Below are 25,831 nucleotides of genomic sequence, written 5' to 3'. Positions count from 1 at the left end.
CGATGGGCATCCGCAAGGTCCTGAACCGGATCCCCCTCACCCAAGAAGAGTCACTCTCTTGAAACGCACTGGCAGAACGCTGGCGGTCGCCACCGGCCTCACCCTGGCGATCACTCTCACCCCGGGCCAGGCACCGGCCACCACCAAGCCCGCGGCACCCACCACGGCCTTCCTCTCCACCACGAGACCCGCCGCCGGCTCGGCACGGCTGGCCAAAAGGACATGGTTCACCTACCGAACCTTTATCAGGGACAAGTTCGCCCCCGGTTTCCCCTGCACGATGGGCGGCCGGAAGTTCGGCGGTGACAACCGAAATTTCAGCAGCAAGACGGCGAGCTTCCGGACACGCATGCAGATAAGGGTCGACTGGACCAGGCGAGAATATGAACTGCTACGCCAGGTAATGCCGACGAGGATCTACAACAAGCGTGGGAAGTACCTGGGGTCCGAGACGGCTTCCACGAAGAACATGAAGTTCGTGGACCTGAAGGTGAGCACCACCAAGGCGTCATTCGAGATCAAGCACTGGGCCCAGAACCCCTACTGCAATGTCGGCGGCATCAAGTACAACCTCAAGGTGACCCTCTACCGGGACGGCAGATTCTCTGTTTCCGGCGCACGACGCAAGGCCCCACACCACGAAGCATACTTACGGCATGACTACTTCACCAATCCCGCACTATTCGTGATCCTGAAGTGGAACAAAGGCTTCCATTGTCTTGCCGCATTCCCCTGCCGGAAGGAGAAGCTGAAGGCTTCCGGTAGGTGGCGTCCCTGACCAGGAGCGCGACCGCCCGGTCGGCTGCGGGTGCCCATGGGCCCGTCACCCATGGGCACCCGCGCCGGGATTCAGGACGAAAGGTCAGTTGCGGGCCTGAAGGAGTAGTGCCGCGCCTGAATCCAGTCGGTGGCGATGTCGGTCTCCGTATACCGCCCGATCAGCGCCAACGCCGAACTGACGCTCTCATCCTCCTCCACCCAGTCGTCTCGGCCGCCCTCCTCGCTGAGCTGGAACCGCAGCCCGGCCATCAGGTGATCGAGCGCGTGCGGATCGTCGCCATACCGCCGCTCCGGGAAGGTCGGCTCGAAGGAGACGAGCATGCGCCCGTCGCGGGCGTACTCGAAGTACGCATGACCGTTGATGTCCATCCGGACCCCCAGGGCCTCCCGGCCGCCTTCGCTGGCCCTGCGCACCCGCTCCCCGTCGGCGTGTCCGGGCACGATGCCGATCCAGCCGTTGACCTCGGCCACCCAGTTCGATCCGTCGTCGATGTTGCGATCAAGGATTTCGCTCAGGTGGCACGGGGTCCGGGTCGCGGGGTCCATGTGCCATTCCGTGGCAAGCGCGCCGAGGTCCGCGCCCTTGATCCAGATGGCGCTGAACCCCAGCGCCCACAGGTCCATCTCGGCGTCGAGTCCCTCGGTGAAGATCGTCGAGACCAGAAGGTCGTGCAGGTAGGTCCGTGACCGCATGGCCGCCTCTCCAATGATGGACATCCCGTGAGACGCCCCTCCCGGACAGGAGGATAGAAGTAAGTGTCCGGCCCCCGGCGGCCCACCGGCTTGCGGCGCGGCCCTGACCCGCCGGCACGGCCACCTTGTCCTCCTTGGCGATCACGTCCTGGACGCCTCCGCTCAGATTCTCGAAGAACTCCCGAGAGTTGTCCGATTCACCAAGTTGCTCTGAGGTGGCCGTCCGCCAGGACCGGAGCTACGGCCGTCCCCGGGATTCGCGGTGGCGCGGACGAACACGGCCGGCTGACGTCAGCGCACCTCCCCCTGGTGCCGACTCACCTCGTCGTGGAGAGGGCGGGCGGCCTCCTCCAGTGGGAACAGGACCGGACTGAGCATGTACTGGCTGCGCTCCGGTGTCGGCGGGTTCGCCAGCTTGGGTGCGATCGCCTCCCGCATTCGGCCGATCATCTCCAGCAGTTCGTCCCGGCTGAGCCAGATGGCGTGCTGGCGGTAGCCGACGAGGTCGGCCGCCGGGTCGGCGTGGTCGCGCTCAAGGTAGGCGTTGAACTCGGCGATGAGGGCGGCCATGGCGACCGCGAAGCCGCGCCTGTGGTCGTCGAGGGTCAGTGAGTCGATGACGTCGGGGCCGATCGTGGCTCGGTCATGGCGAAGCCGGTAGTGGCGTTCCACGGCTCCCCTGACCCGTTGTTCGTCGGCCACCTCCAGGATTCCTCCGGCGGCGAGAAGGTCGATGTGCCGGTAGACGGTGGCCTTGGAGACGTCGGAGATGCGCTCGCATACCTGGGCGGTGGTCATGGTGTGCCCCCCGCGCATCGCGTGGACGATGCGCAGCCGTACCGGATGTCCGAGCAGTTCCAAAGCGTCCACGCCACTACGATCTCATGGTGTGCTACCTTTCGCAAAGAATGAGAAAGGTAGGGGTGAGCCATGACGGTGACCGATCCGGTCGCGATCGGGCAGGCAGTGGCCCGCATGCTGGACGAACAACGCTTCAGTGACGTGGCGGACCGTTTCGCGCCGCCGTTGCGGGCGCTGGTCTCGGCGACGGCGCTACAGCAGGCGTGGGACGCCGAGCTGGCCAGGACAGGACCGATCTCGGCTGTCGGCGAACCGGTGATCGAGCCCGGCGGCCCATGGGCGGGCCGGGTGAGCGTGGCGGTGACCGGCGAGCGTGGCGGGTTCACGGTGGTGATGTCGCTGGACGACGCCGGGCTGCTGAGCGGCCTGCAATTCACGGCCGGGGCCTGGGAGGCGCCGCCCTACGCCCACCCGGACGCCTTCGAGGAACAGGAGATCACGCTCGGCTCCGGGTCGCCGGCCGTGCCCGGGACGCTGAGCCTGCCGCGAGGGCGCGGCCCGTGGCCTGGCGTGGTGCTGCTCAGCGGTGGAGGGCCGTTCGACCGCGACGCCACCAGCGGGCCGAACAAGCCGCTCAAGGACCTGGCGTGGGGCCTGGCCGGCCGGGGCGTGGCGGTGGTGCGGTTCGACAAGGTGACCTACGCGCACGCCGCCCAGGTGGCCGAACTCAAGGAGTTCACCATGGCCGAGGAGTACGTACCGCACGCGGTCGCGGCGGCCCGCCTCCTCCAGAGCCTGCCAGGCGTGGACGCCACGCGGGTCTTCGTGGCCGGGCACAGCATGGGAGGCAAGGTCGCACCGCGGGTCGCGGCGGCGGAGCCGTCGGTGGCCGGGTTGGTGATCATGGCGGGTGACACCGAGCCGATACACCGGGCCGCCGTGCGGGTGGCGGGCCATCTGGCGTCGATGAGCGGCGACCCCCAGATGGCGGAACTACTGGAGACCGTGACGCGGCAGGCCGCGCTGGCCGACAGCCCGGACCTGTCCCCCGCCACCCCGGCAGCGGATCTGCCCTTCGGCCTGTGGCCGGGCTCCTACTGGCTGGACCTGCGCGGATACGATCCGGTGGCCACGGCGGCATCGCTGGACCGGCCGATGCTCATCCTCCAGGGCGGCCGAGACTACCAGGTGACCGTCCAGGACGACCTCACACGCTGGAAGGCGGGACTGGGCCACCGGCCAGATGTCACGATCCGCGTCTACGACGCTGACGATCACCTGTTCTTCCCCGGCACCGGCCCGTCCACGCCCGCCGACTACGCACGAGCACAGCACGTCGACCCGCAGGTGGTCGCCGATGTCGCCGAGTGGCTGCTGAAGTGGGACCGAACGGCCGGCCAACGTGTCGGCCAGGACGCGGGCCGGGAGCGGCCACACTAAGGCGGATCGCCTGTTGGAAGCGTTCTCGCATGGCTGCGCGGCACCGGTCGAGATCTCCGCCGACGGCCGGTGCCGACCTTCCAGATGTGGCCGTAGTGCATGAACACCTCGCCCAGGCCGGTGGGATGGCCGTCGGGGCCGATAGCATCCGGATCTGGCCTCAGTAGAGCCAGATGGCGTTGCGACGGTGCCGTGCGGGGTGGACTTCGAGATCATCGATGGCTTCGACCGCGCGAGAACCATCGGTTGTGGCGTTGACTCTCTGACGGATGGCTTCGAGCCTGAGGCGCAGGCGTTGGCGTGCCCGGCGCTCCTCAATGTCGGCCCACTCCGACACCGACTGATCGCGCGGATCGGACCTGGCCCAGGAGTAGACGTCGACCTTGTGGCGGAGGGACATCGGGCGTGGCCGGTGACCGGTCTGCCGTGCCTGTTGCAGGCATGCGGCACTGTAACGGAGATCAACTATCGTCACCGATCGCCATGGGGTCCCCTGGCCGAGAGTCGGGCGATCGATGTGATGGGCAGTGCGGGACATGAGGCTCCCTGGGTAGCACCGCCAGGTATCTCCTGGCGCACTACTGGAAGCCGGTCGGTCCCGTTGATCGCTCTTGAGTCATGGCCGGACCATAGCATTGCGGTCGCAAGCACGCCCGGCACCACGTATCGCAGCCCGCCGGCCGAAGCGATGCCGATTCTCCTCAGAGGCCGATGACGCCGCCTTCGACGAGGATGAGCACGCCGACGCCGACCAGGACCAACGGCAGCAGAATGTGCCCGCAGCGGCTGAGGGTCGTGGCGACGAACGGCCGGGTGGCGAAGTAGCGCCCGGCCAGGCACCAGATGCCGACCAGGGCCAGGAACACGGTGACGTAGAGGGTCGTTGCGCCGACCCCGGCGGTGGCGAAGACCGGGACGTAGACCCCGATATTGTCACCGCCGTTGGCGAAGGTGACCGCGGCCACCTCAAAGGCCCTGGGCCCGTCCGGACGCCGGATGGCGGGCGCTTCGCCCGTGTCGTCGCGGCGCTCTCGCGAGGACCGCCATGCCTGCCATGCCTGCCATGCCTGCCAGGCCGCCTTCACGCCCAGCGCGAGCGGCAGCAGGCCCAGGTACGGGACGGCCTGGGCGGGCAGGAACGTGGCACCGAACGCCGCCGCCACGGCCACCACCACGATTCCGACGAACCCGACGTACTGACCCGCCACGATACGCACGGCGGCCCCTCGCCGACCGGCGCTCTGGGCGAAGAACAGGGCCAGGATGAGGATGTCGTCGATATTGGTCACAGCGAAGAGGCCGGTGGCCTGTCCAATGACGCCCAAGTTCACGTGGGTGATACTCCCTCGCCCTGCTGCTCCCCGCCACCCTCCTCCCGACCGGCTCAAATCCCCCGAACGTACTCATGCCGGGCGACGCCTTCAAGGTCCGTCCGCTCATCAGCGACCGCGACGGCCTTCCAGGGCTGCCCGACCTGGAACAGCGGCTACCCGGGTGGGCTTTCTCTTGCGTGTGCTGCTTTTGTGCAAGGAGAGGCGAGACTTTCTCCTATTGTCGGCGGTCAACGCCGCAAGTCCCGCGACCAAACCGAAAGGAGTGAGAAATGCGACCATTGACGGTGGCCACGGCGGTCTTCACCGCCCTCGTCTTGGCCGGCCTCACCACCGGATCGGCAGGTGCCGGTACCTCGTTCAACGCGAGGGCGGCAGCATCTTCAGCAGGTCAGGACGCCTATGCCCCCGTGTTCGACAAGCATGGCAGGCTGGCCGGCTACGCCAGCTTCAAATTCCGCGACCCTGAGCTGTTCATCGTGTGTGACGTCAGGGCCGACGGCAAGGGCGTGACAGGCACGTACCGGATTCGCAGCTTGGACATCATCAAGAAGCGAAAAGACAACAACGGGTCCAAGCCGCCCTGCAACAAGAAGCGAATTCCCATCAAAGAGGGTCGGATCGTGGAGATCCGGGCCTGCCTCGAGGACGGCAAGTGTAGTGGTTGGAAGGAAGGGCGATCCTGACTCTAGGTCCACACCCGTCCACCCGCGAGGCACGCCGCCGCCCCCGCTCTGGGGAACGCCCTTTGATCCGGCCACAGCCCGGCCCGACGGATCGCCGGCCGTCCGGCTCTGATGGCCCGTGCTGGAACGGCTGAGCGGCCACGACCACCCGCGAAACTCTGGCCACCAGGGCGTGGTTCGCGATAGCGGGCGTTCGCCGTGGGCTTGCCGTACGACCCGAACCGCCACCCGGCCGGCGGCCGTGTCATGTCCCGGGCCGGTTCGTGCCCACCATCGGCGCGAACCGGCCCGGCATGACCGACCGCCGTCGCCTGGGCTTGCCGTACCGGACAAGCGAACGAGGGCGGTGGGCGCACTGTCAGGCGGTGAGGCATTCGGCGGGCAGCTCGAACCAGCGCAGTGCATCGAAATCCGCCGAGACGTGCGCTTCGGCCCAGTGCTCGGCACGGAAACCCGCGCCGGCCGCGCCGAACAGCGTTTCGGCCTCGTCGAGGTAGCCGGCCAGCGCGCTCTCCGGCACCCGCGCGTGGCGGCGCGGATGGCACAGCGAACCGTCCGCGCCGTACCGCAGCTCGGGTAACCCCGGCGGCGGCTCGGCCGCCCCGGACTTGTGCCACCACAGCGCGCTGCGCGCGTCGAACCGATACTCGGGAAGCAGCGCCCGCCCATACGCGGCGATCAGGTGCACCGCCCGCACGATGTACCGGAACTCCGCCTCGGAAAGGGTGTAGTTGAACCCGATTCGTACCCAGCCGGGCTTGATCCCCTCGCACCCGGCCGTGATCTCCCGCTCGAACCGGTGCGAGCGGTCCAGGTCGATCCCGAGCAGCCGGTGCCCGTACGGCCCCGCGCACGAGCAGCCGCCCCGGGCCTGGATCCCGAAGAGGTCGTTCAGCAGGGTCACCACGAAGTTGTGGTGCAAGTACCGGCCGCCGGGCCGGCGCACCAGGAACGAGACGATGGACAGCCGCTCGACATCGAGGTTGCCCAGGATCTCGATGTCGGGCTCGGCGCGCCACGAGGCGATGGCCCGGCGCAGGTAGTCCTGCTCCTGTTCGCGTATCAGGCCCGGCCCCACGGCCTGCTTGAGCCCGAACACCAGACCGGCGCGGATCGACTCCACGATCGCCGGAGTGCCGCCCTCCTCGCGCCGCGCCGAATCGGTGACGTAGTGGTGCTCGTGCGGGTTGACGTAGTCGACGGTGCCGCCGCCGGGCACGGCGGGCACCCGGTTGTGCAGCAGTTCCCTGCGCACGACCAGCACGCCCGGCGTACCCGGGCCGCCGACGAACTTGTGCGGCGAGATGAACACCGCGTCCTTGTAGGCGCGCGGATCGCCGCCCCCGCCGTACATCTCGACGTCGGCGTGCGGCGCGGCGGCGGCGAAGTCCCACATGGCGAGGGCGCCGTGGGAGTGCAGCAGGGCAGAGACGGCGTCGGTGTCGGTGACGATGCCGGTGACGTTGGAGGCGGCCGAGAACGAGCCGATCCGCAGCGGACGTCCGGCGTACGCGCGCAACGCCTCCCCCAGCGCCGCCACCGAGATGCGCCCGTCGCGGTCCTCAGGGATGGTGACGACGTCGGCGATCGTCTCCCGCCAGGGGAGTTCGTTGGAGTGGTGCTCGAACGGGCCGATGAACACCACGGGCCGCTCGGCGGGCGGGATCGCCTCGGTGAGCCGGTAGGCGTCGTCGAGCCCGGCCGGCAGGCGCAGCCCCAAGATGCCGATCAGCTTGTCGATGGCCCCCGTGGCCCCCGACCCGGTGAAGATGACCACGGTCTCGTCGTCACCGCCGACGGCGTCCCTCACCACCTGGCGCGCGTCCTCGCGCAGACGCGTGGTCCGCAGGCCGGTCCCTGAGGACTCTGTGTGCGTGTTCGCGTACCAGGGCAGCACTTCGTCACGGATGAAATCCTCGATGAAGGAGACCGCCCGGCCGCTGGCCGAATAGTCGGCGTAGGTGATACGCCGCGCGCCGTAGGCGCCCCAGATCACCTCGCCGTTTCCGATGATCGCCTCACGGACCCGCTGCATGAGCGAATGCTCCTGCGGGACCGGCACGGACACCGTCGGATCGGATGCGCGAGGTGATGACCCCATCACGTCCCCCTGGGAACCTTTGATGACGGGTTGTTTGGACGGCCCTTCCTGTTTGTTTACTACCCCGATCCTTGCCAGAACATGGCCGCTTGGCGGCCTTTGGTATGGGATGAAACGTGGGATTGGGTCATAGTGCAGGGTCGGGCCGGCGACCGAGTGGATTTGCGGATCACGGGCCCACGGCTTGCGGTCGTCAGCGCGGGAGGGGGAGTGGATGAAGAGGTGGCAGCGTCGCCACAGCGTTCAATCCTTCACAAATCGGGCCGACCATCAGTAGCGAGCCTATGTCGATGCAGACACTTCGGCCCCCTCACCACCGCCTGTCCGTTTCGGCTCCCGGCCTGGCCCGAGGCATGGACGCTGAACCTCGTCGCACCCTCAGTCCAGGAGGCCCAAAGGGTTCCGGGCGGTCAGGTACCACTCAGAGCCGGTTCCCCACAAGCGCGCTGTTGACCGCCGGTCGTACTCGGGGGCCTGTAGCAAGGTGATCACGGCCAGAGCACCTTCATGGCGGCCTTCGTGCGCGACGGCACGCGATACGGCCCGCCGGACTTCGTGGCATATTGAGCGCCGCCGATGACGGTGGCCACCCGCCTCTCCTCTCTACGCGCCTGTGGAGCACGAGGGGGGCGGTACGCCCTACTGCTGGCTCAATGGGACTTGGGCAGCACCACGACCACATCAGCGCCGCTCCAGAGCACCTTGCCACACCATGTAGGAGCACATGGACATGGTTGCGGGGTGCCTGCGCTACACGGTTCATCCCCACGCATATCTAAAGCGCCCAAGGGAGCGGTACACCCCGCTCCTACACGATCGGCTCATCTCTACACGTCTGGGAGCACCCGGCGACCCGCCTCGCCTCCGCCTGCCGCCTGCCGCCTGGAGGACAGCGTGACGGAGGTTCCATCCTCACGAGTGTGAAGAACACGGATCGACGCACTGAACCCGATGGGCCTGATCGGTTCACCCGCATGCAGGTGGGCAACACATCAGCATCGACCTGGTTAAGGACGTGCAGACCAGCCCATCACCACACGGGTGGGGAACATCTGACCGCGACGCTCACCAGCGGCGATGTCGTCGGTTCACCCCCACGCGGGTGGGGAGCACGCCCGGCCCTGGAAGTACAGCCGAACGAGGTGCGGTTCATCCCCACGCGGGTGGGGAGCACCCCGGATTCTGTTTTCAGGTGCGGGGCACCGTCGGTTCATCCCCACGCGGGTGGGGAGCACCCTTTGCGAACTGGCAAGACATGCGCGACCTGCGGCGTTGTGTATGTCGGGGTTTGTCGGTGATCCACTCTAGTGGTGTACGGCGGGCAGAAAACAGGGGCACCTGGTGGGGGCGTCGTCGCTGATTGTCGGGTGTAAGTGGCCGGGCTGGTGGCGCCAGCGTCGGGCGGAGCCCGACATGAGGGGAACAGGCCGAGCGTCAGCGAGGACCACGGGGCGCGGAGCGCACATCCCCGCCGAAGGCGGGACCAGAGCGCGAAGCGCGTACACCCGCCGAAGGCGGGACCAGAGCGCGAAGCGCGTACACCCGCCGAAGGCGGGCCTCACTGCGCGAAGCGTGTATCTGCCCGGAGGGGGTTGGGGGTGGGGTGGGGAATGGCCGTGTACGGGGCAGGGCGGCACGGGGGTGGTCAGCGGGCGCGGGCGGCTACCTGGGGGCTGATGCGGACCACGCCCGCCAGGTTGCGGGTGGAGATGGGGGCGATCTTGACCACGTCGCCCGTGCGCGGCGCGTGCAGCATCTTCCCCTTCCCCCAGTAGATCGCCACGTGCGAGATGTACCCCGGGTTCGTCGGGTCGTGCCGCCAGAAGAGCAGGTCGCCCGGCTGGGCCTGGGCCAGCGGTACCTGCGGCCCCGTCACCCACTGCTGGTGGGTGACCCGGGGCATCCGGACCCCCGCCTGCCCGTACGCCCACTGCACGAGCCCCGAGCAGTCGAAGGTCTCCGGCCCCTCCGCCCCCCAGACGTACGGACGTCCCAGCTTGGAGGCCGCCGCCCGCAGGGCCGTCTCGATCTGGGGCACCGACATGAGCGCCCCCACCGGCCAGGTCGTGCGTCCCTGGGGCTGGACGGTCCCGTTGGGCCGCTTGAGCACCGGGTTGATGGCCGCGACCTGCGACCCCTTGGGCAGTGCCCGCAGCACGGCCTTGCGCAGCCGCACGCTGTCCTGTTTGGGGGCGCTGATGACCAGTGCGTTGTTCTCCGGGATGCCGAGGGCGCGGGCGGTGGTCCTGGAGACGACGGCGTCGATGGAGCCCATGCCCATGGTGGCGTAGGCGCCGATGCGCAGCGTACGGTTCGCCGCGTTGACCGAAGTGCCGAGCCGGAGCCCGCCGTCGTGGCCGAGCACGAAGGAGACCGCGACGTCGCCGCCCGCGATGTTGCCCCACAGGGCGTCGGACTTGGCGGTGGGGCGCGGCGTGTAGGCGCGGAAGGTGGACGGTTCGACGCCGAGGGTCTGGACGCGCTTGCCGTCGATCATCACTTCGGCGGCGTCGGCGAGTTCCATCGCGCGGATGCCGGCGACCTTGGCGACCTTCTTGAGCGTCGCCTTGGTGAGCGGCTTGCGGGTCACCGCGAACAGGTGGGGGGCGTGGGTGGACTTGAGCGGTTGGACCTGCGGGCGCGGCGCGGCCTGCGGTGACGCTCCGGCGCTCTGGAGCGGGGCGGGCTTGACGACGTAGTCGTTGTCGTTGCTCACCGGACGCGCGCCCGGTCCCAGCCCGGGAGTGTACGGCTCGGTCCCGGCCGCCTCCAGCGCGGACCGCCGCCGGGACAGTTCGCCGAGGACCGCCACGTCGGCGGTGATCACGCCGACGAGGGCGATCACGATGATCGGCACGGCGTGCCGCCGTAGCCAGTGGGGCGATCCGGGACGGCCGAAGGGAGCATGCTCCCGCTCGCCGAGCACCACACCACCCCTTCCGTCCGAAGGCCGCCCAAAAGGGCCGCCCGAACCACAACAGGCCCCGAGCCCCACAGACCCCGGAGGCCCGCATCGGCTTCCGCCATTATGAGGATGCCGCACGTACGGCGCGGTACGCACGCCTTAGCGAAACTTATCGGTGAAATGCCGGTCTGACGTGGAAAATCCGCCACGGTGCCCATGGGCCCACGCGGCGGATCTCGCTCGCGATGTGTCGGTAGAGCAGTGCAGGGGTCAGCGCCAGGTCAATACCCGGTCATGCCCGATCGATACCCGGGCGCCGCGATCGCCACAGAACCGGTCCTGGGACCGTTCCTGCCGGCCCACGCGGCGCGTGGACGCGTCAGTTGCCGACGTACGGCACGGCCTCAAGGATCTCGACCGTGTTCTGACGCCCGTTGGGCAGGGTGAACGTCGCCTTCTCGCCGATCTTCTTGCCGTTGATCGCCGAGCCCAGCGGCGACTTGGGCGAGTAGACGTCGATCGGCGCCCCGCTCTCTTCGCGGGAGGCCAGCAGGAAGGTGACCTCTTCGTCATCGCCACCGAACCGCACGGTGACCGTCATGCCGGGCCCGACCACGCCTTCGGTGCGCGGCGCCTCCCCGACACGTGCGTTGTCCAGGAGCTGGCGGAGCTGGAGGATCCTGCCCTCCATCTTGCCCTGTTCCTCCTTGGCCGCGTGATAGCCGCCGTTCTCGCGCAGGTCGCCTTCTTCCCGGGCGGCCTCGATCTTTTTGGCGATGTCGGTACGCCCCGGGCCAGAGAGGTACTCCAATTCCGCCTTCAGGCGGTCGTACGCCTCCTGGGTCAGCCAGGTGACGCTCTGGTCGTGGGAGTCGGCCACGGGTTCTCCTTGCTCACTCGTACGGGGGCACTGCTCTGGGTGATGCCACGGACACATCTGAATTTCGACAGGCTAACAAGCCAGCGCCGCCAACGCTTCCCCAAATGTCTCACTATACGAGATAGCAGTACTGGACGTGAACCGAAGTGGCCTGCGCGCTGGTCTCCAGCCGGTCGGATCGCCGGACATACCCCTCACCAGCGGGGATCGTGACCTCGCGAGTGCCTACTTCGACGTGCTTCACATCGGTGGCGCGGAGTCGGCAAAGTGCCGCCCGATCGGAAGGCTTATATATCTCATAGGTTACCGTCACCGACTCGCTGCCGCTCGCGTCGAAGGTGATCACCTGGTCGATCACCTCGGTGTCCCCCTTGGCCGCCCACATGACATAACCCCAGCCGCCCGCGACGATCGTCACCAGCACCGCGATGACCAGGTGAACGACGAAACGCCCGCGACGCGCCGGGCCGTCCGGACGTTCCGGAAAGTCGTCCGGAGTCCCGAGCACCGGCCCGGTCTGCGCGCCCTGCCCGGCCTCGCTGGCGACCATCGTGGAATCTCCCTGCACTTGCTCGGCGTTATCCGAGACAATTGTCCCTCGCGGGGGTCCCGCCTCCGCGTCTGCCCGGGGGAAAGGACCGCCGCACGACCGAGGCGGTCCCGTTCGCCTGTGGTCTGCAGGTCCGATCGCAAGGAGACAGCAGAGCCCGTGAGTGCACCGCTGAGGCTTATGGCCGTTCACGCCCACCCTGACGATGAGTCGAGCAAGGGCGCCGCGACCATGGCACGTTACGTCGCGGAAGGCGTGGACGTGCTGGTCTGCACCCTAACCGGTGGGGAGCGCGGTTCCATCCTCAACCCGAAGATGGACCGGCCGGAGATCCTCGCCAACATGGCCGAAGTCCGGCGCCAGGAGATGGAACGAGCGCGCGAGATCCTGGGCGTCTCGCAGCGTTTCTTGGGGTTCGTCGACTCGGGCCTGCCCGAGGACGAGAACGAACCACTGCCCGAGGGCTGCTTCGCCGTCCAGCCGCTGGAGGTGGCGGCGGCGCCGCTGGTGGCCGCGGTGCGGGAGTTCCGGCCGCACGTGATCCTCACGTACGACGACGACGGCGGCTACCCGCACCCCGACCACATCATGACCAACCGCGTGTCGGTCGAGGCGTTCGAGGCGGCCGGCGACCCGGACCGCTACCCGGGCACGGGCGACCCCTGGCAGCCGCTCAAGCTCTACTACCACATGGGTTTCAGCAAGGAGCGGTTCGAGGCGCTGCACGAGGCGATGACCGAGCGCGACATGGGCTCGCCGTACGCGGACTGGATCTCCCGCTGGGAGGACCGCCCGCAGAAGTGGCCGGTGACCACCCGCGTGCCGTGCGCGAGCTACTTCGAGACGCGCGACCTGGCGCTGATGGCGCACGCCACGCAGGTCGATCCGGACGGCTTCTGGTTCGTGTGCCCGCGCGAGCTGCAGATGGAGATCTGGCCGACCGAGGACTTCCACCTGGCGAGGTCCCTGGTCGACACCGAGCCGCCGGAGGACGACCTGTTCGCCGGCATCGAGGGGGCCGCGCCTGCCAAGTCCGGCTCTCCCGCCGGGTGCGATGAACGCCCCCAGGCGTCGGTCGTCAACTAGCCGGACGCCACGGCGGCACTGTCGGGGGCAGGTGGCAGACTTGGTGGGGTGACCACGCTACTCGCCATCGCGCCCCGCGGCGACGTCAGCCCGGGCCTGCTCGGGTTCCTTGTCGTCGCCGCGCTGGGTGTCGCCCTTTTCCTGCTCATCAAGTCGATGAACAAGCAGATCTCCAAGATCGAGGTGCCGTACGAGGACGAGCCCGAGCGGCGCCCGGCCAACGGTGAGCCCAAGCCCAACGGAGCCCACTGATGCCCGGGGCCCCGGGGAGTCCGCCGATGCCACACCTCGGCGGAGGCCGCTGATGGCCGAGGAGATCCGCGTCGTCGACAACCAGGAGGCCTCCCGCTTCGAGGTCTTCGTGGACGGCGAGCAGGCCGGCTTCGCCGACTACCGGCTGCGCGCCGACCGGCTCGTGCTGCCGCACACCGAGGTCGACGACGCGTACGGCGGGCGCGGCCTGGGCGGCAGGCTCGCCGCCGCGGCCCTTGACGCGGGCCGCGACGCCGGTCTGTCGGTGGTCCCGGTGTGCCCGTTCATCGCCGAGTACATCCGGCGCCACCCCGAATACCTGGACCTCGTGGCGGACGACTACCGCGAGGCCGTGGGCAGGCCGCCGGGCGACTGACCCAGGGTCACTCGCCGGAGTTCCAGGCGCGTTCGAGCGCCTTGGGCAGGCCCCACCAGCCGAGCGGTGTCAGCACCTGGTCGCGGTCGATGATGCCCAGCTCGGCCCACAGCGGGGTCACCGACATGAACAGCATCTCGGTCGCCTCGACGTCGTCGGGGTCGACGTCCGCCTCCACGTCGTCGGACTCGGCGATCAGCCGGGCGATCCGCTCGGCCGAGGCCAGCACCCCGGGCCCCCGCCTGGCCAGCGCGGTCACCGCGGCCAGCCAGTCGGCGTGGTGGATCGCGCACAGCGCGGCCAGCACCGAGTCCTCGTGCGACACGTCGCCGTCGAGATCGACGAACTCCTCCAGGGTGTCGTCCTCCTCCGGCAGGTCGGAGATCGGCCCGGACACGCCCGCGGCGACGGCGAGCCACAGGTCGGTGTCGTCGTCCGGCAGCGCCGCGCCCTCGAACCCGGCGCAGGCCCGCAGCACGCTCCCGGGGTAGCCGGCGTCGGTCAGCATCTCGCGCAGCCGCGCGGCGGCGGTGTGCAGCTCCCGCTCGGGCAGCGGCGGCTCGGGCAGCTCGCCCACGACCCGGCGGAGTTCGCTGAGCGCGTAGGCCTCCTCCTCGTCCCAGGCCTCCTCCAGTTCCTTCTCCTGCTCGTCGGTGAGCGCCTCCAGGGGCACCCGGCCGTCACCGGGCAGCGGCGCGACCAGCCAGCGCTCCTGGAGGTCCTCGTAGGCGAGGCGGGCGGCCGGGTCCTCGGCGGCCAGCGCGTCGGGGTCGATCTCGCCGGCCACCACCCGTTCCTCCAGGTGGGCGACGAGCAGGTCGTACATCTCGCCGGTGGTCTCGCCGCGCTCGTCCTCTTCGGGCCAGACGTAGAACGAGCGGGTCAGCAGTATCGGTTCGGTGCCGGTCGCCTCCAGCCAGTGCTGGACGTCGCCCACGGTCGCCGCCCCCGACTCGATCGCGCCGAGCGTGGCCTTGGCCGAGTCCCAGAACGTCGCGGACAGCGGGTTGCTCGCGCCTATCAGGGCGCGGCGGAGTTCGGGCAGCGCGACGAGCGCCACCCCAGAAGGTACGGCGAGCAGCGCACGCGCCACATCCCTGCGGGTCAGCGCCGAAGCCGGCCGTCCCGCGTGCGTGCAGACGAATTCGAGATCCACACAACCTGAGCCTACGCCTGCCCGGCCCCCACGACAGCCCCCACGGTCGTTGAGCCCGGCCCCGGCGTCCGGTGTCCCGTGGCCCTGGGAAACCCGCGGCGCTCGTGTGAGAGTGTGGTCTTGTGAACAGGCTCGGTAGTGAGACCTCTCCCTACCTCCTCCAGCATGCCGCCAACCCTGTGGATTGGTGGCCTTGGGGAGAGGAGGCGATGCGGGAAGCGAGTAGGCGTGATGTGCCACTGTTGATCTCAGTGGGATATTCATCATGCCACTGGTTATCTGGTGTCACGTGATGGCTCATGAGTCCTTCGAGGACGACGCGACCGCCGCGCTGATGAACGAGCATTTCGTCAACGTGAAGGTCGACCGGGAGGAGCGTCCCGACGTGGACGCCGTTTACATGGCGGCCACGCAGGCGATGACCGGGCAGGGCGGGTGGCCGATGACGGTGTTCGCCACCCCCGACGGGCATCCCTTCTACACCGGCACGTACTTCCCCAGGGCGCAGTTCCAGCGGCTGCTGACCGGGGTGGCCAACGCCTGGAAGGGCGACCGTGACGCGGTGGTCGGGCAGGGGGCCCAGGTCGTGGAGGTCCTGAACCGGCGGGCCGCGCTGCCGGGTGGGCCGGTGCCGACCGCGGAGACGCTGACCGCCGCCGTGCGGGGGCTGGCCAGGTCCTTCGACGCGGCGAACGGCGGGTTCGGCGGGGCGCCGAAGTTCCCGCCGTCGATGGTGCTGGAGTTCCTGCTGCGCGAGGGGTCGGCCGACGCGGTGGAGATGGCCTCGGCCACGCTCGACGCGATGGCCAGGGGCGGCATCTATGACCAGCTCGGCGGTGGCTTCGCCCGCTACAGCGTCGATGCGGCGTGGGTGGTCCCGCACTTCGAGAAGATGCTTTACGACAACGCGCTGCTGCTGCGCGTCTACACGCACTGGTGGCGCGCCGGCGGGTCGCCGCTGGCCCGCCGGGTGGCGCTGGAGACCGCCGAGTGGCTGTTGCGCGAGATGCGCACGCCGGAGGGCGGCTTCGCCTCCGCGCTCGACGCCGACAGTGAGGGCGTGGAGGGCAAGTTCTACGTCTGGACCCCGGCCGAGTTGCGGAAGGTCCTCGGCGACGACGACGGCGCCTGGGCGGCGTCGGTGTTCGAGGTCACCGAGGCCGGCACGTTCGAGCACGGCGCGTCGGTGCTCCAACTGCTCGATGAGCCGGGCGACGCCGAGCGCCTGGCGGGCGTACGCGAGCGCCTGCTGGCCGCGCGCGCCGGGCGGGTCCGGCCGGGCCGCGACGACAAGGTGGTCGCCGCCTGGAACGGCCTGGCGGTGGCCGCCCTCGCCGAGACCGGGGCCGCGTTCGAGCGGCCCGACCTGATCGAGGCCGCGCGGCGGGCGGCGGCCCTGCTCAACGACGTGCACGCCGACGGCGGACGGCTGGTGCGCACCTCGCGCGACGGGCGGCCGTCCGACCACGCCGGGGTGCTCGAAGACTACGCCGACGTGGCCGAAGGGCTGCTCGCGCTGTACTCGGTCACCGGCGAGACGCGCTGGTTCCGGCGGGCGGGCGAGCTGCTGGACGCGGTGCTCGACCGGTTCGCCGACGGCGAGGGCGGGTTCTTCGACACCGCCGACGACGCCGAACGCCTCTTCCAGCGCCCGCAGGACCCGACCGACAACGCCGCGCCGTCCGGCCAGTTCGCCGCGGCGGGGGCACTGCTGTCCTACGCCGCGCTCACCGGCGAAACGCGCCACCGGGAGGCCGCCGAGGCCGCCCTGGGCACGGTGTCGGTGCTGGCCCGGGAGCACGCGCGGTTCGCGGGCTGGGGGCTGGCCGTGGCGCGGGCCGCGCTGGCCGGGCCGGTGGAGGTGGCGATCGTGGGCGCCGGTGACGACCCGTCGGCCGCCGCGCTGCACCGCGCGGCGCTGCTGGCCGACGTGCCGGGCCTGGTGGTCGCCCGTGGCCCGGGCGACGGGCGGGCCGAGGTGCCGCTGCTCGCGGGCCGGGGCCTGGTCAACGGCCAGGCCGCCGCCTACGTCTGCCGCCGGTTCACCTGCCGCATGCCGGTCACCACCGTCGCCGCCCTCAAATCCGAGCTGCACGCCTGACCTTCACCGAAGGGAGCGGTCGCGCCAGGCCGCTTCCCATTTCCGGGTCAGGGCCGGGTAGACGACGAGATACCTGAAGGGCGCGATGGCGGCCATGTAGAGGCGGCCGAACCACCCGTTGGGCTTGACGAGGACGGCCATCCGAAGTTCGTGGTCACCGTTCGCGCCCCGGGCCCAGCCGAGGTGCATCACGGTGTGCACGGTCTTGTTCGCCAGTTCGCGGGTGGCCTCGGTGTGGAGTTCGTAGACCGCTTTGAGCGGCATGTTCGCGTTGTCCGGGCCGCGGGGCGCGTCGCGGATGTCGGCGGGCAGGCGGTCGCGTAACGAGCCGACCCGCGTGCCGACGCCCTCTGCCGGGTCGTCCCAGCCGAGGAGGGCGCCGAGTTTCCACCGGACGGCGAACAGCGCCCGCGACAGCGGGGGCTGCTTCGCGAGCGCCCCGCCGGCCCGCATCGCCGCGAGCATCGCCGGGAAGTCGTCAGGTCCGGCTCCGGGCGTGCGGAACGACCACACGTCCTCCACCGTGAAGTCGCGGGTGATCTCGTGGATGCGCCACGGGAGGGCGGTGTGCGCGGTCTTCGGCAGTTTCATGAGAGCCCCTTCTTCATGAGAGCCCCTTCTCGGCCGCCGCGGCCATCATGGCCATCAGCGTCATCCGGTCCGGTTCGGGGGTGGTGGCGGGGTCGAGTTCGCGGTAGCGGCGGTGCAGGTTGACCACGATCCGCTCGGCGTCCAGCCAGGTGGCGTACTCCCCCAGGTTCACCGCCTCGATCGCCTCGGGGAAGGACAGGCCGCGGGCGTGGGCGGCGTCGGCCTGCTCGGTCACGTGGGTGAGGTAGCCGCGTACGGCGCGGATCCCGTCGGGGTCGGTCACCGGGCCGTGGCCGGGGACGATCGTGCCCGCGCCGGTGGCGATCATCGCGTCGCAGGCGGCGATCCAGCCGGCGATGGGGCCGCTCCACACGATCGGGGTGCAGCCGGCGAACAGCAGGTCGCCCGCGAACAGCACGTCCGCGTCGGGCACGTGTACGACGGAGTCGGCGGCGGTGTGGGCGGGGCCGAGGTTCAGTACGCGCACCTCGCGACCGCCGACGTCCAGGGTCAGCTCCCTGTCGTAGGTCAGGTCGGGCAGCCGCGGCCGGATGCCGCCGAAGTCGAAGGGGGCGAAGCGCTCGCGGACGTAGCGGGTCGCCGGGCCGAGGTCCATGACCTGGGCGGCTGTCAGCATCTCCGGTGGCATGCCGTGCCGCATCTCCGCGCGGGTGGCCTCGGCGGCGATGATCCGGACGTGCTCGTCCAGCAACTGGGTGCCGTGGGTGTGGTCGCCGTCGGCGTGGGTGAGGACGGCGTGCGTGAGCGGGTGCCGGGCGGTGATCTCGCCCATGGCGTCGAGCATCTCGGCGGTCAGTGGCAGGTCGAACAGGGTGTCGACCAGCAGGGCGGCGCCCTGGCCCGCGACCAGCCCGGCGTTGCTCCAGCCGAAGCCGCCGTCGGGCAGCAGCCAGGCCCACACGCCCGCGCCGACCTCGTGCAGGCCGCGCGTGTAGGGGAGCTTGGCCGGGGCCCGGTTGACGCGCGGGCGCGGCGGGCGCTTGTCCGGGTCGTGGCGCGGGGCCAGCGGGTACGGCGCGGCGGACCCGCGTACGGTCTGCCGGGTGTGTCCCAGCCCCTCCACGGTCAGCTCGACGACGTCGCCGTCCCGCAGCCAGCCGGGGAAGGCCGCCATGTCGGTGAGGGACACGTGCTCGATCAGGCAGCAGCCGGGCACGGTGCCCGACCCGAACACGTCGCCGGGCATCAGGTCCACGCCGCGCGAGGCGTAGGAGATGACCTCGCCGAAGCTCCAGTCCATGGCGTCGGTGCGGCCCGAGCCGATGATCGTGCCGTTGACGGTGGCCTCGGCGCGCAGCGCGAGCCTTCCGTCGCGGCGGAAGGGCTCCAGCTCGTCGGGGGTCACCAGGAAGGGGCCGAGGGTGCTCGCGCCGTCCTTGCCCTTGGCCTGGCCGATCGCCAGCGGCATCTCGCGCAGTTGCAGGTCCCGCGCCGACCAGTCGTTGAAGATCGTATAGCCGATGATGCGCTCTTCGGCCTCCTCCGGCGTGAGGTCCCGGCCACCCGGTCCGATGACCGCGGCGATCTCCAGCTCGAAGTCGAACCAGGCGCTGCCGGGCGAGATCGTCACCTCGTCGTACGGGCCGGTGAGCGTCGAGGGGGAGGCGAAGTAGAAGGCGGGGATCCGGTACCAGGCGTCGTCGAGCGTGCGCGGCCGGCCGGTGGCCTGCTGGACGTTGCGCATGTGGTCCAGGAAACACAGGCAGTCGCGGACCGAGGGCGGGCGTGGGATCGGCGCGCGCAGTACCGCCCCGGCCAGCGGAACCGCCTGCGCGTCCGACGCCAGCGCCGCCTCGCCCGCCGCCCGCAGCGCCTCCGCGCCCCGGCCGATCAGCTCGGCCAGGCCCGCGCCCGGATCGGCGGGATGGATTCGGTCGTCCTTGACCACTCCGGCGCGGTCTCCGGCGTCCGTGGCATAGGTCGCCCAGCGCATGAGAACCCCCTTGCTTCGGCACTATGCTGATCAACACAGGTTATATCGGATAGCACATGCTCTGCTGATTGGCATACCTGGTTTGATGGGTCGCATGGCCACGCGAAGGGACCAAAGGAGCGAGGAGAGCCGCCGGCTGCTGGTGACGGCCGCCGCCGAGCTGTTCGCCGAGAAGGGATACCGGCAGACGAGCTTCATCGACATCGCCGACAAGGCAGGCATCAGCCGCGGGTCGATCCCCTGGCACTTCGGCAACAAACTGGGCCTGCTGGAAGCGGTGCTCGACGATCAGCTCGACACCGTGCTGGCCACGTTCGCCCCCGCCGCGGCCGGGCGTCCGGGCGATCTGCTCGACCAGGTCGCCGACTTCATCCGGCGGCCCCGCACGCGCCTGTTCATCACGCTGCTCGCCGAGGCGGTGGAAGCCGACTCACCGATCCGTGCGCACTACGCGCGGCTGCACGCGGCGCTCAGGCAGGCGGTGCGGGCGCGCATACCGGCGGTGGCGCTCCCGCCGGGCGCCACCCCCGAGGGGTTCACGGCCCTGCTGGTGGGGGCCGTCATCGGCCTGCACGCGCAGTGGCGGGTCGCTCCCGAGGCGGTGGACCTCGACGCCGTCCACACCACCATCCGCGCCCTGCTGCCCGCGGACGGCTAGAAGCGGTCGCCGCGGTCGCCGCGGTCGGGCGGGGCCGGGCCGTCGGTGGGGATCTCGTCGGGTGAGGGCGGCTCTGGGCGGCGGGTCTCCTCGGGGCCGGGCGGTTCCTCGCTGGTGGGCGGCTCGGTGGGCTGCTCCGTCGGGTCCACGGTCGGCTCGGGGGTGCCCGGCTCGGTCGGCAGGGGGTCGGTCGGCTCCGGCCGCCGGGGGTAGTCGTCGTCGGACTCGCCCTCGTCCCAGTACGGCTCGTCCTCGTCGTCGTAGTCCTCGACGTAACCGCGGTTGGACGGCTCGGGGAACTCCTTGACCGGCTGGCCCTCCATCGCCTCCGACATGAACGCCCGCCAGACCCGGGCCGGCAGCGCGCCGCCGTAAAGCTCGCCGTACCCGGGGACGACCAGCGGCTTGTTGTCGTCGCGGAACATGTTGACCGTGGTGGAGAGCTGCGGGGTGAACCCCGCGAACCAGGCGGCGATCGACTTGTCGGCGGTGCCGGTCTTGCCGGCGACCGGGCGGTCCCAAAGCCGTGCCGCGCTGCCGGTGCCGCCCTCGACGACTTGGGTCATCGCGTAGGTGGCGTCGGCGGCGGCCTGCTCGGAGAACGCGCGCCGCGCGGTGGGCACGACCTCGGTGGTCTTGCCGTCGGCGTCGGTCACCGAGCGGATGACGTGGGCCTCCTGGTGCATGCCGTTCGCGGCGAAGGTGCCGAAACCGGACGCCTGCTGCACGGCGCTGAGCGAGGCCACGCCGATCGGGAACGTGGCCGCGGACCTGTGCGGGTCGATCTGCGCGGCGGGCAGCCCGGACGCCTTGGCCACCTCGGCGATCTTGTCCAGGCCGACCTTCTCGCCCAGGTCGACGAACGCGGTGTTGATCGAGTTTCGGGTCGCGGTGACCAGGTTGACCATGCCGTAGGAGGTGCCGCCGGAATTCTCCACCGGGCGGGAGGCGACCGTCATGGGCGAGTTGCCGTTGACCCGGGTCTCCAGCCCGTAGCCGTTCTCCAGGGCGGCGGCCAGCGCGTACGGCTTGAACGTGGACCCGGCCTGGACCTTGGCCGAAAAGGCGTTGTCGTACTGCTGGGAGGTCTTGTACCGGCCGCCGTAGAAGGCCAGGACCTCGCCGGTCGCCGGATCGACTGCGGCCAGGCCGGTGCGGATCTTCTTGGGCAGCGAGTCGGGCAGCGTGGAGGTGACGGCCTTCTCCGCGGCGGCCATCAGGCCCTTGTCGAACGTCGTGGTGACCTTCAGCCCGGCCTGGTTGATGTCCTCGTCGTCGTAGCCGCGCCGGGCCAGCTCGGCGCGCACCTGGACGAGCATGTAGTTGTCCTGGCCCTTGGGGGTCAGCGTGCTCCTGGTCGCGGCGAGCTTCGGGAAGCGCTGCGCGGCGGCCTGCTCGGGGGTGATCGCGCGCATCTGCGCCATCGCGCCCAGCACCCACCGCCAGCGGCCGGTCACCTCGGTCAGCGCCTCGCCCTTGGGGGCGGCGAACCGGGTGGGCTGCTGGATGACCGCGGCCAGGTAGGCGCCCTGGGCGATGGACAGCTTGTCGACGTCCTTGCCGAAGTACGCCTGGGCGGCGGCCTGGACGCCCCACGCGCCCCGGCCGAAGTAGATCGTGTTGAGGTACTGCTGGAGCACCCAGTCCTTGGACTTCGACTGGTCCACCTTGAGCGCGACCATGATCTCTTTGAACTTGCGCCCGATCGAGCGCTCCTGGTCCAGGCCGCTGTAGTAGTTGCGGACCATCTGCTGGGTGATCGTGGACCCGCCCTGCACCTGCTTGCCGGTGACGGTGGACCAGATCGCCCGCGCGGTGCCGCGCAGCGAGACGCCGGTGTCCTGGTAGAAGGAGCGGTTCTCGGCGGCGATCACCGCGTCGCGCACGTGCTTGGGCACCCGTTCCAGCTTGACGGTCTTGCGGTTGACGCCCTGCTTGGCCAGGACGGTCTTGCCGTCTCTGTAGTAGATCACCGAGCCCTGCGCCACGGCCTGCTTCTGGGCCGCCTCAGGGATCGGCGTCAACGCCCAGGCCACGGCGAACAGCACGACCGCCGCCCCGATGCCCGCGCCCAGCGCGATGAGCGCGGACCGCAGAACACGCCGTTTCCGCATCCCTTTCTCCCCAGCCTCCCGCATGCGCGACCCCCGAATCCCCCTGCGCGGCGGCCCCCCGACCACCATCGCAAGCGTCCGAGGGTAAATGATCTATAACAATGCCCGTGCCTTACCCCATGACTTTACGTCCCCGTGGCGCCATGCCGGGGGGCATCGGTCACCAACGGCATCACCCGGTGCGGAATCGGGGTGTCAAGCGCGATCACCGAGGAGGTCCGGACCACGCCGCCCACCTCCACGATGAGGTCGATGACGCGTTGCAGGTCGGCGTTGCCGCGCGCCACCACCCGGCACAGCATGTCGCCGCTGCCGGTGATGGTGTGCGCTTCGAGCACTTCGGGGATCGCCGCCAGCCGGTCGGCCACCGAGGCGCGCCCGCCGATCTGCCGGATCTGGAGCGTCACGAAGGCGGTCACCACATAGCCGAGCGCCGCCGGGCTGACCTCCGGGCCGAAGCCGGTGATGACCCCGCGGGCGGCCATCCGGTCCAGCCGGGCCTGGACCGTCCCCCGGGCCACTCCGAGCCGCCGGGAGCACTCCAGCACGCCCAGTTTCGGCTCGGCGGCGAACAGGGCGATGATCCTCGCGTCGAGTGCGTCGATCGTCATGGTGCACAGCGTTCCTTGCCGTCATGTGCCGTATATTGAGCACATTGTCCACTGATTCAAGTAAGTGTTGCGCAACCAGGCCAGTGAAATCGACAGTGGCTGCTATGAGCGACAACTTTCCCGTGAACGGCATGGACTCCGTCGTCTTCGCCGTCGGCAACGCGAAGCAGGCCGCCCACTACTACTCGACCGCTTTCGGGATGCGCCTAGAGGCGTACCGGGGACCTGAGAACGGCAGCAGGGACGAGACCGCCTACGTGCTGACCTCGGGCACCGCCCGCTTCGAGCTGCGCGCTCCGGTACGCGCGGGCACCGACCTGGCCAAGCACGTCGCCGAGCACGGCGACGGAGTGATCGACCTCGCCCTGGACGTGCCCGACGTCGAGGCCGCCTACCGGCACGCGGTCTCCAAGGGCGCGACCGGCCTGGTGGAGCCGTACACGATCTCCGACGAGCATGGGAAGGTGACCCTCGCGGCCATCGCGACCTACGGCGACACCCGCCACACCCTGGTCGGCCGCGCCGAGTACAGCGGCCCGTACCTGCCGGGCTACGTCGCCGCCGAGCCCATCGTCGCCCCGCGCGCCGAGCCGTACTTCGAGGCGGTCGACCACTGCGTCGGCAACGTCGAACTCGGCCGGATGGACGAATGGGTCGAGTTCTACCACCGCGTCATGGGCTTCACCAACATGGCGGAGTTCATCGGCGACGACATCGCCACCGACTACTCGGCGCTGATGTCCAAGGTCGTCGCGGACGGCACCAGGAAGGTCAAGTTCCCGCTGAACGAGCCCGCGGTCTCCAAGCGCAAGTCGCAGATCGACGAGTACCTGGAGTTCTACGGCGGGCCCGGGGTCCAGCACATCGCGCTGACCACCGGCGACATCCTGGCGGCGGTGGACCACATGCGGGCCGCCGGCGTCGAGTTCCTGGACACCCCCGACTCCTACTACGAGGACCCCGAGCTGCGCGCCCGCATCGGCGAGGTCCGCGTGCCCGTCGAGGAACTGCGCGAGCGCCGCATCCTGGTCGACCGCGACGAGGACGGCTACCTGCTCCAGATCTTCACCAAGCCGGTCCAGGACCGTCCCACGGTCTTCTTCGAGCTGATCGAGCGGCACGGGTCGAGCGGGTTCGGCAAGGGCAACTTCAAGGCCCTGTTCGAGGCCATCGAGCGCGAGCAGGAGCTGCGCGGCAATCTGTGACGGGCGCGTCACTGCGAGCCATCGGCGCACCTCCCGTAGGCTGCCACTCAACGGCCCGGGGCTCCTCCCCGGGCCATCGGCACCCGGGAAAAGAGGTCCATGCGCGACATCGGCCGGCTCGCTCTGGCGTCCACGACGATTATCAGCCTGATCGCCTCCACCGCCTGCACGGCCTCCAGCGGCGAAAGCGGGGACGGCGGGGCGGGGCCGAGTTCCAAGCCGGCGTCGACCGCCCCGGGCACGGCGGGGGCGGCCGGCATCGGCGACCCCGACTTCCCCAAGGACGGCAACGGCGGCTACGACGTCCGGCACTACCGGCTGAAGCTCGGCTACGAGCCCGCCGCCAAGCGGCTGGACGCCGTGGCGTCCATCGACGCCACGGCCCTCCAGGACCTCTCGCGGTTCAACCTCGACCTGACCGGGCTCGACGTGCGCACGATCAAGGTGGACGGCGCGCCCGCGGCCTTCAGCAGGGAGGGCCACGAGCTGACCGTCACCCCCGCGCAGACGCTGGCGGCGGGCCGGCCGTTCGCGGTCCGGGTGGCGTACGGCGGGCGGCCCGAGCCGATCCGCGACGCCGACAACCTGGGCGTCTACGGGTTCATCCCGACCGCCGACGGCGCGTTCGTGACCTGCCAGCCCAACGGCGCGAAGACGTGGTTCCCGGCCAACGACCACCCGGCCGACAAGGCCACCTTCGACTTCGAGATCACCGTGCCCAAGGGCGTGACCGCGCTGGCCAACGGCGAGATGGCGGGCCGGCCGCGGGAGTCCGGCGGCAAGACCACGTTCGTGTGGCGGGAGCGGCACCCGATGGTCACCTACCTGGCCACGATGACGCTGGGCAAGTTCCAGCTACGCGAGGGCCGTACCGCGGCGGGCCTGCCCAACCTGGCCGCCGCCGACCCCAAGTACGCCTCCGCCCTGAACGACCTCTACACGCTCTCCGGGAAGATCACCGACTACTGGAGCACGGTGTTCGGGCCCTATCCGTTCGGTTCGACGGGCGGCGTCGTGGACGACTACGCGGCCGGTTACGCGCTGGAGAACCAGACCAAGCCGATGTACGGGGGGTTCGACCCCGACGAGGGGATCATCGCGCACGAGCTGGCCCACCAGTGGTTCGGCAACAGCCTGAGCATCAAGCGCTGGCAGGAGCTGTGGCTGAACGAGGGGTTCGCCACCTACGCCGAGTGGCTGTGGTCGGAGCACAAGGGCGAGGAGACCGCCGAGCAGATCTTCCAGCGCCACTACGGCAGCCTGGAGAGCCCGATGTGGGAGTACCCTCCGGGCAAGGCCAGGCCGGACGACCTGTTCAACAACTCGGTCTACACGCGCGGCGGGATGACGCTGCACGCGCTGCGGCAGCGGATCGGCGACAAGACGTTCTTCGACCTGCTGCGCGCCTACACCGCACGGTACAAGTACGGCGCGGTGACCACCGACGAGTTCATCGCGATGGCGGAGGAGCGGTCGGGCAAGCAGCTCGACGGGCTGTTCCAGGCGTGGCTGTTCACCCCGCAGCGGCCTGCCAGTTGGTGACGCATTGGTGACTCGTTG

At 69.9% G+C, this 25,831-nt stretch carries 22 protein-coding genes and 1 pseudogene; 10 read left to right on the top strand and 13 right to left on the bottom strand.

The window, feature by feature from the left end; all coding sequences use genetic code 11:
* Positions 1–58 precede the first annotated feature (58 nt).
* Positions 59–778, top strand: coding sequence for a DUF3238 domain-containing protein (locus ACH34R_RS28830; protein WP_397564672.1), 720 nt, complete (start codon positions 59–61; stop codon positions 776–778).
* 71 nt (positions 779–849) lie between these two features.
* Here the strand turns inward: ACH34R_RS28830 and ACH34R_RS28825 are convergent, their stop codons facing one another.
* Both ACH34R_RS28825 and ACH34R_RS28820 read right to left on the bottom strand, forming a co-directional pair.
* On the bottom strand, positions 850–1,497 hold the full coding sequence (locus ACH34R_RS28825) for a DUF6461 domain-containing protein (RefSeq protein WP_397564671.1): 648 nt from the start codon (positions 1,495–1,497) through the stop codon (positions 850–852).
* A gap of 267 nt (positions 1,498–1,764) precedes the next feature.
* Entirely contained in the window at positions 1,765–2,343 is a 579-nt protein-coding gene (locus ACH34R_RS28820) for a helix-turn-helix domain-containing protein (protein ID WP_397564670.1), read from the bottom strand.
* A gap of 60 nt (positions 2,344–2,403) precedes the next feature.
* On the opposite strand from ACH34R_RS28820, the gene ACH34R_RS28815 reads away from it, so the two are divergent.
* The gene (locus ACH34R_RS28815; protein ID WP_397564669.1) at positions 2,404–3,714 is read left to right on the top strand and encodes a hypothetical protein; all 1,311 of its coding nucleotides are present in this window, start codon (positions 2,404–2,406) and stop codon (positions 3,712–3,714) included.
* 160 nt (positions 3,715–3,874) lie between these two features.
* On the opposite strand, the gene ACH34R_RS28810 is transcribed toward ACH34R_RS28815, so the two are convergent.
* Both ACH34R_RS28810 and ACH34R_RS28805 read right to left on the bottom strand, forming a co-directional pair.
* On the bottom strand, positions 3,875–4,252 hold the full coding sequence (locus ACH34R_RS28810) for a hypothetical protein (protein WP_397564668.1): 378 nt from the start codon (positions 4,250–4,252) through the stop codon (positions 3,875–3,877).
* A gap of 163 nt (positions 4,253–4,415) precedes the next feature.
* On the bottom strand, positions 4,416–5,045 hold the full coding sequence (locus ACH34R_RS28805; RefSeq protein WP_397564667.1) for a cadmium resistance transporter: 630 nt from the start codon (positions 5,043–5,045) through the stop codon (positions 4,416–4,418).
* Positions 5,046–5,317: 272 nt separating this feature from the next.
* Between ACH34R_RS28805 and ACH34R_RS28800 the strand changes: the two genes are divergently transcribed.
* On the top strand, positions 5,318–5,731 hold the full coding sequence (locus tag ACH34R_RS28800; RefSeq protein WP_397564666.1) for a hypothetical protein: 414 nt from the start codon (positions 5,318–5,320) through the stop codon (positions 5,729–5,731).
* A gap of 358 nt (positions 5,732–6,089) precedes the next feature.
* On the opposite strand, the gene ACH34R_RS28795 is transcribed toward ACH34R_RS28800, so the two are convergent.
* The 4 genes from ACH34R_RS28795 to ACH34R_RS28780 all read right to left on the bottom strand — a co-directional run bounded on the left by ACH34R_RS28795 (position 6,090) and on the right by ACH34R_RS28780 (position 12,167).
* The gene (locus ACH34R_RS28795) at positions 6,090–7,799 is read right to left on the bottom strand and encodes an aminotransferase class V-fold PLP-dependent enzyme (RefSeq protein WP_397564665.1); all 1,710 of its coding nucleotides are present in this window, start codon (positions 7,797–7,799) and stop codon (positions 6,090–6,092) included.
* Between the two features lie 1,678 nt (positions 7,800–9,477).
* Positions 9,478–10,758 carry a C40 family peptidase gene (locus tag ACH34R_RS28790; protein ID WP_397564664.1) on the bottom strand — a complete coding sequence of 427 codons (1,281 nt, stop codon included), beginning with the start codon at positions 10,756–10,758 and terminating at the stop codon, positions 9,478–9,480.
* Positions 10,759–11,116: 358 nt separating this feature from the next.
* Positions 11,117–11,617, bottom strand: coding sequence for a transcription elongation factor GreA (gene greA, locus ACH34R_RS28785; protein ID WP_233508331.1), 501 nt, complete (start codon positions 11,615–11,617; stop codon positions 11,117–11,119).
* A 112-nt stretch (positions 11,618–11,729) separates the two neighbouring features.
* Positions 11,730–12,167 (bottom strand): DUF4307 domain-containing protein, encoded by a 438-nt coding sequence (locus ACH34R_RS28780; RefSeq protein WP_397564663.1) that lies wholly within the window; start codon positions 12,165–12,167, stop codon positions 11,730–11,732.
* A 159-nt stretch (positions 12,168–12,326) separates the two neighbouring features.
* On the opposite strand from ACH34R_RS28780, the gene mca reads away from it, so the two are divergent.
* The 3 genes from mca to ACH34R_RS28765 are packed head-to-tail and all read left to right on the top strand — an operon-like array spanning position 12,327 to position 13,881.
* Positions 12,327–13,253, top strand: coding sequence for a mycothiol conjugate amidase Mca (mca, locus tag ACH34R_RS28775; protein ID WP_397564662.1), 927 nt, complete (start codon positions 12,327–12,329; stop codon positions 13,251–13,253).
* 48 nt (positions 13,254–13,301) lie between these two features.
* Positions 13,302–13,505, top strand: coding sequence for a hypothetical protein (locus tag ACH34R_RS28770; protein WP_397564661.1), 204 nt, complete (start codon positions 13,302–13,304; stop codon positions 13,503–13,505).
* Positions 13,506–13,557: 52 nt separating this feature from the next.
* Positions 13,558–13,881 (top strand): GNAT family N-acetyltransferase, encoded by a 324-nt coding sequence (locus ACH34R_RS28765; protein ID WP_397564660.1) that lies wholly within the window; start codon positions 13,558–13,560, stop codon positions 13,879–13,881.
* A 7-nt stretch (positions 13,882–13,888) separates the two neighbouring features.
* Here ACH34R_RS28765 and ACH34R_RS28760 read toward each other — a convergent pair whose 3' ends face one another.
* Positions 13,889–15,037, bottom strand: a complete 1,149-nt coding sequence (locus tag ACH34R_RS28760) for a hypothetical protein (protein WP_397564659.1) — start codon at positions 15,035–15,037, stop codon at positions 13,889–13,891.
* A gap of 122 nt (positions 15,038–15,159) precedes the next feature.
* On the opposite strand from ACH34R_RS28760, the pseudogene ACH34R_RS28755 reads away from it, so the two are divergent.
* Positions 15,160–17,138 (top strand): annotated as a pseudogene (locus tag ACH34R_RS28755) (thioredoxin domain-containing protein).
* A gap of 3 nt (positions 17,139–17,141) precedes the next feature.
* Here the strand turns inward: ACH34R_RS28755 and ACH34R_RS28750 are convergent.
* Positions 17,142–17,729 (bottom strand): DUF2867 domain-containing protein, encoded by a 588-nt coding sequence (locus ACH34R_RS28750; RefSeq protein WP_397564658.1) that lies wholly within the window; start codon positions 17,727–17,729, stop codon positions 17,142–17,144.
* Positions 17,730–17,742: 13 nt separating this feature from the next.
* Complete coding sequence (locus ACH34R_RS28745) at positions 17,743–19,683, bottom strand: fumarylacetoacetate hydrolase family protein (protein ID WP_397564657.1); 1,941 nt, start codon at positions 19,681–19,683, stop codon at positions 17,743–17,745.
* A gap of 94 nt (positions 19,684–19,777) precedes the next feature.
* On the opposite strand from ACH34R_RS28745, the gene ACH34R_RS28740 reads away from it, so the two are divergent.
* Positions 19,778–20,341 carry a TetR/AcrR family transcriptional regulator gene (locus ACH34R_RS28740; RefSeq protein ID WP_397564656.1) on the top strand — a complete coding sequence of 188 codons (564 nt, stop codon included), beginning with the start codon at positions 19,778–19,780 and terminating at the stop codon, positions 20,339–20,341.
* Here ACH34R_RS28740 and ACH34R_RS28735 read toward each other — a convergent pair.
* Both ACH34R_RS28735 and ACH34R_RS28730 read right to left on the bottom strand, forming a co-directional pair.
* Positions 20,338–22,455 carry a transglycosylase domain-containing protein gene (locus ACH34R_RS28735; protein WP_397564655.1) on the bottom strand — a complete coding sequence of 706 codons (2,118 nt, stop codon included), beginning with the start codon at positions 22,453–22,455 and terminating at the stop codon, positions 20,338–20,340. The two genes, ACH34R_RS28740 and ACH34R_RS28735, sit on opposite strands and share 4 nt — an antisense overlap.
* Before the next feature lie 125 nt (positions 22,456–22,580).
* On the bottom strand, positions 22,581–23,066 hold the full coding sequence (locus ACH34R_RS28730) for an Lrp/AsnC family transcriptional regulator (RefSeq protein WP_111171591.1): 486 nt from the start codon (positions 23,064–23,066) through the stop codon (positions 22,581–22,583).
* A 104-nt stretch (positions 23,067–23,170) separates the two neighbouring features.
* Between ACH34R_RS28730 and hppD the strand changes: the two genes are divergently transcribed.
* Both hppD and ACH34R_RS28720 read left to right on the top strand, forming a co-directional pair.
* Entirely contained in the window at positions 23,171–24,271 is a 1,101-nt protein-coding gene (gene hppD / locus ACH34R_RS28725; RefSeq protein WP_397564654.1) for a 4-hydroxyphenylpyruvate dioxygenase, read from the top strand.
* Between the two features lie 99 nt (positions 24,272–24,370).
* On the top strand, positions 24,371–25,813 hold the full coding sequence (locus ACH34R_RS28720) for a M1 family metallopeptidase (protein ID WP_397564653.1): 1,443 nt from the start codon (positions 24,371–24,373) through the stop codon (positions 25,811–25,813).
* The last annotated feature ends 18 nt before the right edge of the window (positions 25,814–25,831 follow it).

It is taken from the genome of Spongiactinospora sp. 9N601, assembly GCF_044326295.1.
GTDB classification, from domain to species: domain Bacteria; phylum Actinomycetota; class Actinomycetes; order Streptosporangiales; family Streptosporangiaceae; genus Spongiactinospora; species Spongiactinospora gelatinilytica.
This window is presented reverse-complemented; position numbering and strand designations above follow the sequence as displayed.

What these genes read in the sequence shown, in the direction of transcription:
- ACH34R_RS28825 (WP_397564671.1), bottom strand. Translation starts at nt 1,497, where the DNA reads ATGTCCATCATTGGAGAGGCGGCCATGCGGTCACGGACCTACCTGCAC.
- ACH34R_RS28815 (WP_397564669.1), top strand. Translation starts at nt 2,404, where the DNA reads ATGACGGTGACCGATCCGGTCGCGATCGGGCAGGCAGTGGCCCGCATG.
- ACH34R_RS28810 (WP_397564668.1), bottom strand. Translation starts at nt 4,252, where the DNA reads ATGTCCCGCACTGCCCATCACATCGATCGCCCGACTCTCGGCCAGGGG.
- ACH34R_RS28800 (WP_397564666.1), top strand. Translation starts at nt 5,318, where the DNA reads ATGCGACCATTGACGGTGGCCACGGCGGTCTTCACCGCCCTCGTCTTG.
- ACH34R_RS28780 (WP_397564663.1), bottom strand. Translation starts at nt 12,167, where the DNA reads ATGGTCGCCAGCGAGGCCGGGCAGGGCGCGCAGACCGGGCCGGTGCTC.
- ACH34R_RS28765 (WP_397564660.1), top strand. Translation starts at nt 13,558, where the DNA reads ATGGCCGAGGAGATCCGCGTCGTCGACAACCAGGAGGCCTCCCGCTTC.
- ACH34R_RS28750 (WP_397564658.1), bottom strand. Translation starts at nt 17,729, where the DNA reads ATGAAACTGCCGAAGACCGCGCACACCGCCCTCCCGTGGCGCATCCAC.
- ACH34R_RS28745 (WP_397564657.1), bottom strand. Translation starts at nt 19,683, where the DNA reads ATGCGCTGGGCGACCTATGCCACGGACGCCGGAGACCGCGCCGGAGTG.
- ACH34R_RS28740 (WP_397564656.1), top strand. Translation starts at nt 19,778, where the DNA reads ATGGCCACGCGAAGGGACCAAAGGAGCGAGGAGAGCCGCCGGCTGCTG.
- ACH34R_RS28735 (WP_397564655.1), bottom strand. Translation starts at nt 22,455, where the DNA reads ATGCGGAAACGGCGTGTTCTGCGGTCCGCGCTCATCGCGCTGGGCGCG.
- ACH34R_RS28730 (WP_111171591.1), bottom strand. Translation starts at nt 23,066, where the DNA reads ATGACGATCGACGCACTCGACGCGAGGATCATCGCCCTGTTCGCCGCC.
- hppD (WP_397564654.1), top strand. Translation starts at nt 23,171, where the DNA reads ATGAGCGACAACTTTCCCGTGAACGGCATGGACTCCGTCGTCTTCGCC.
- ACH34R_RS28720 (WP_397564653.1), top strand. Translation starts at nt 24,371, where the DNA reads ATGCGCGACATCGGCCGGCTCGCTCTGGCGTCCACGACGATTATCAGC.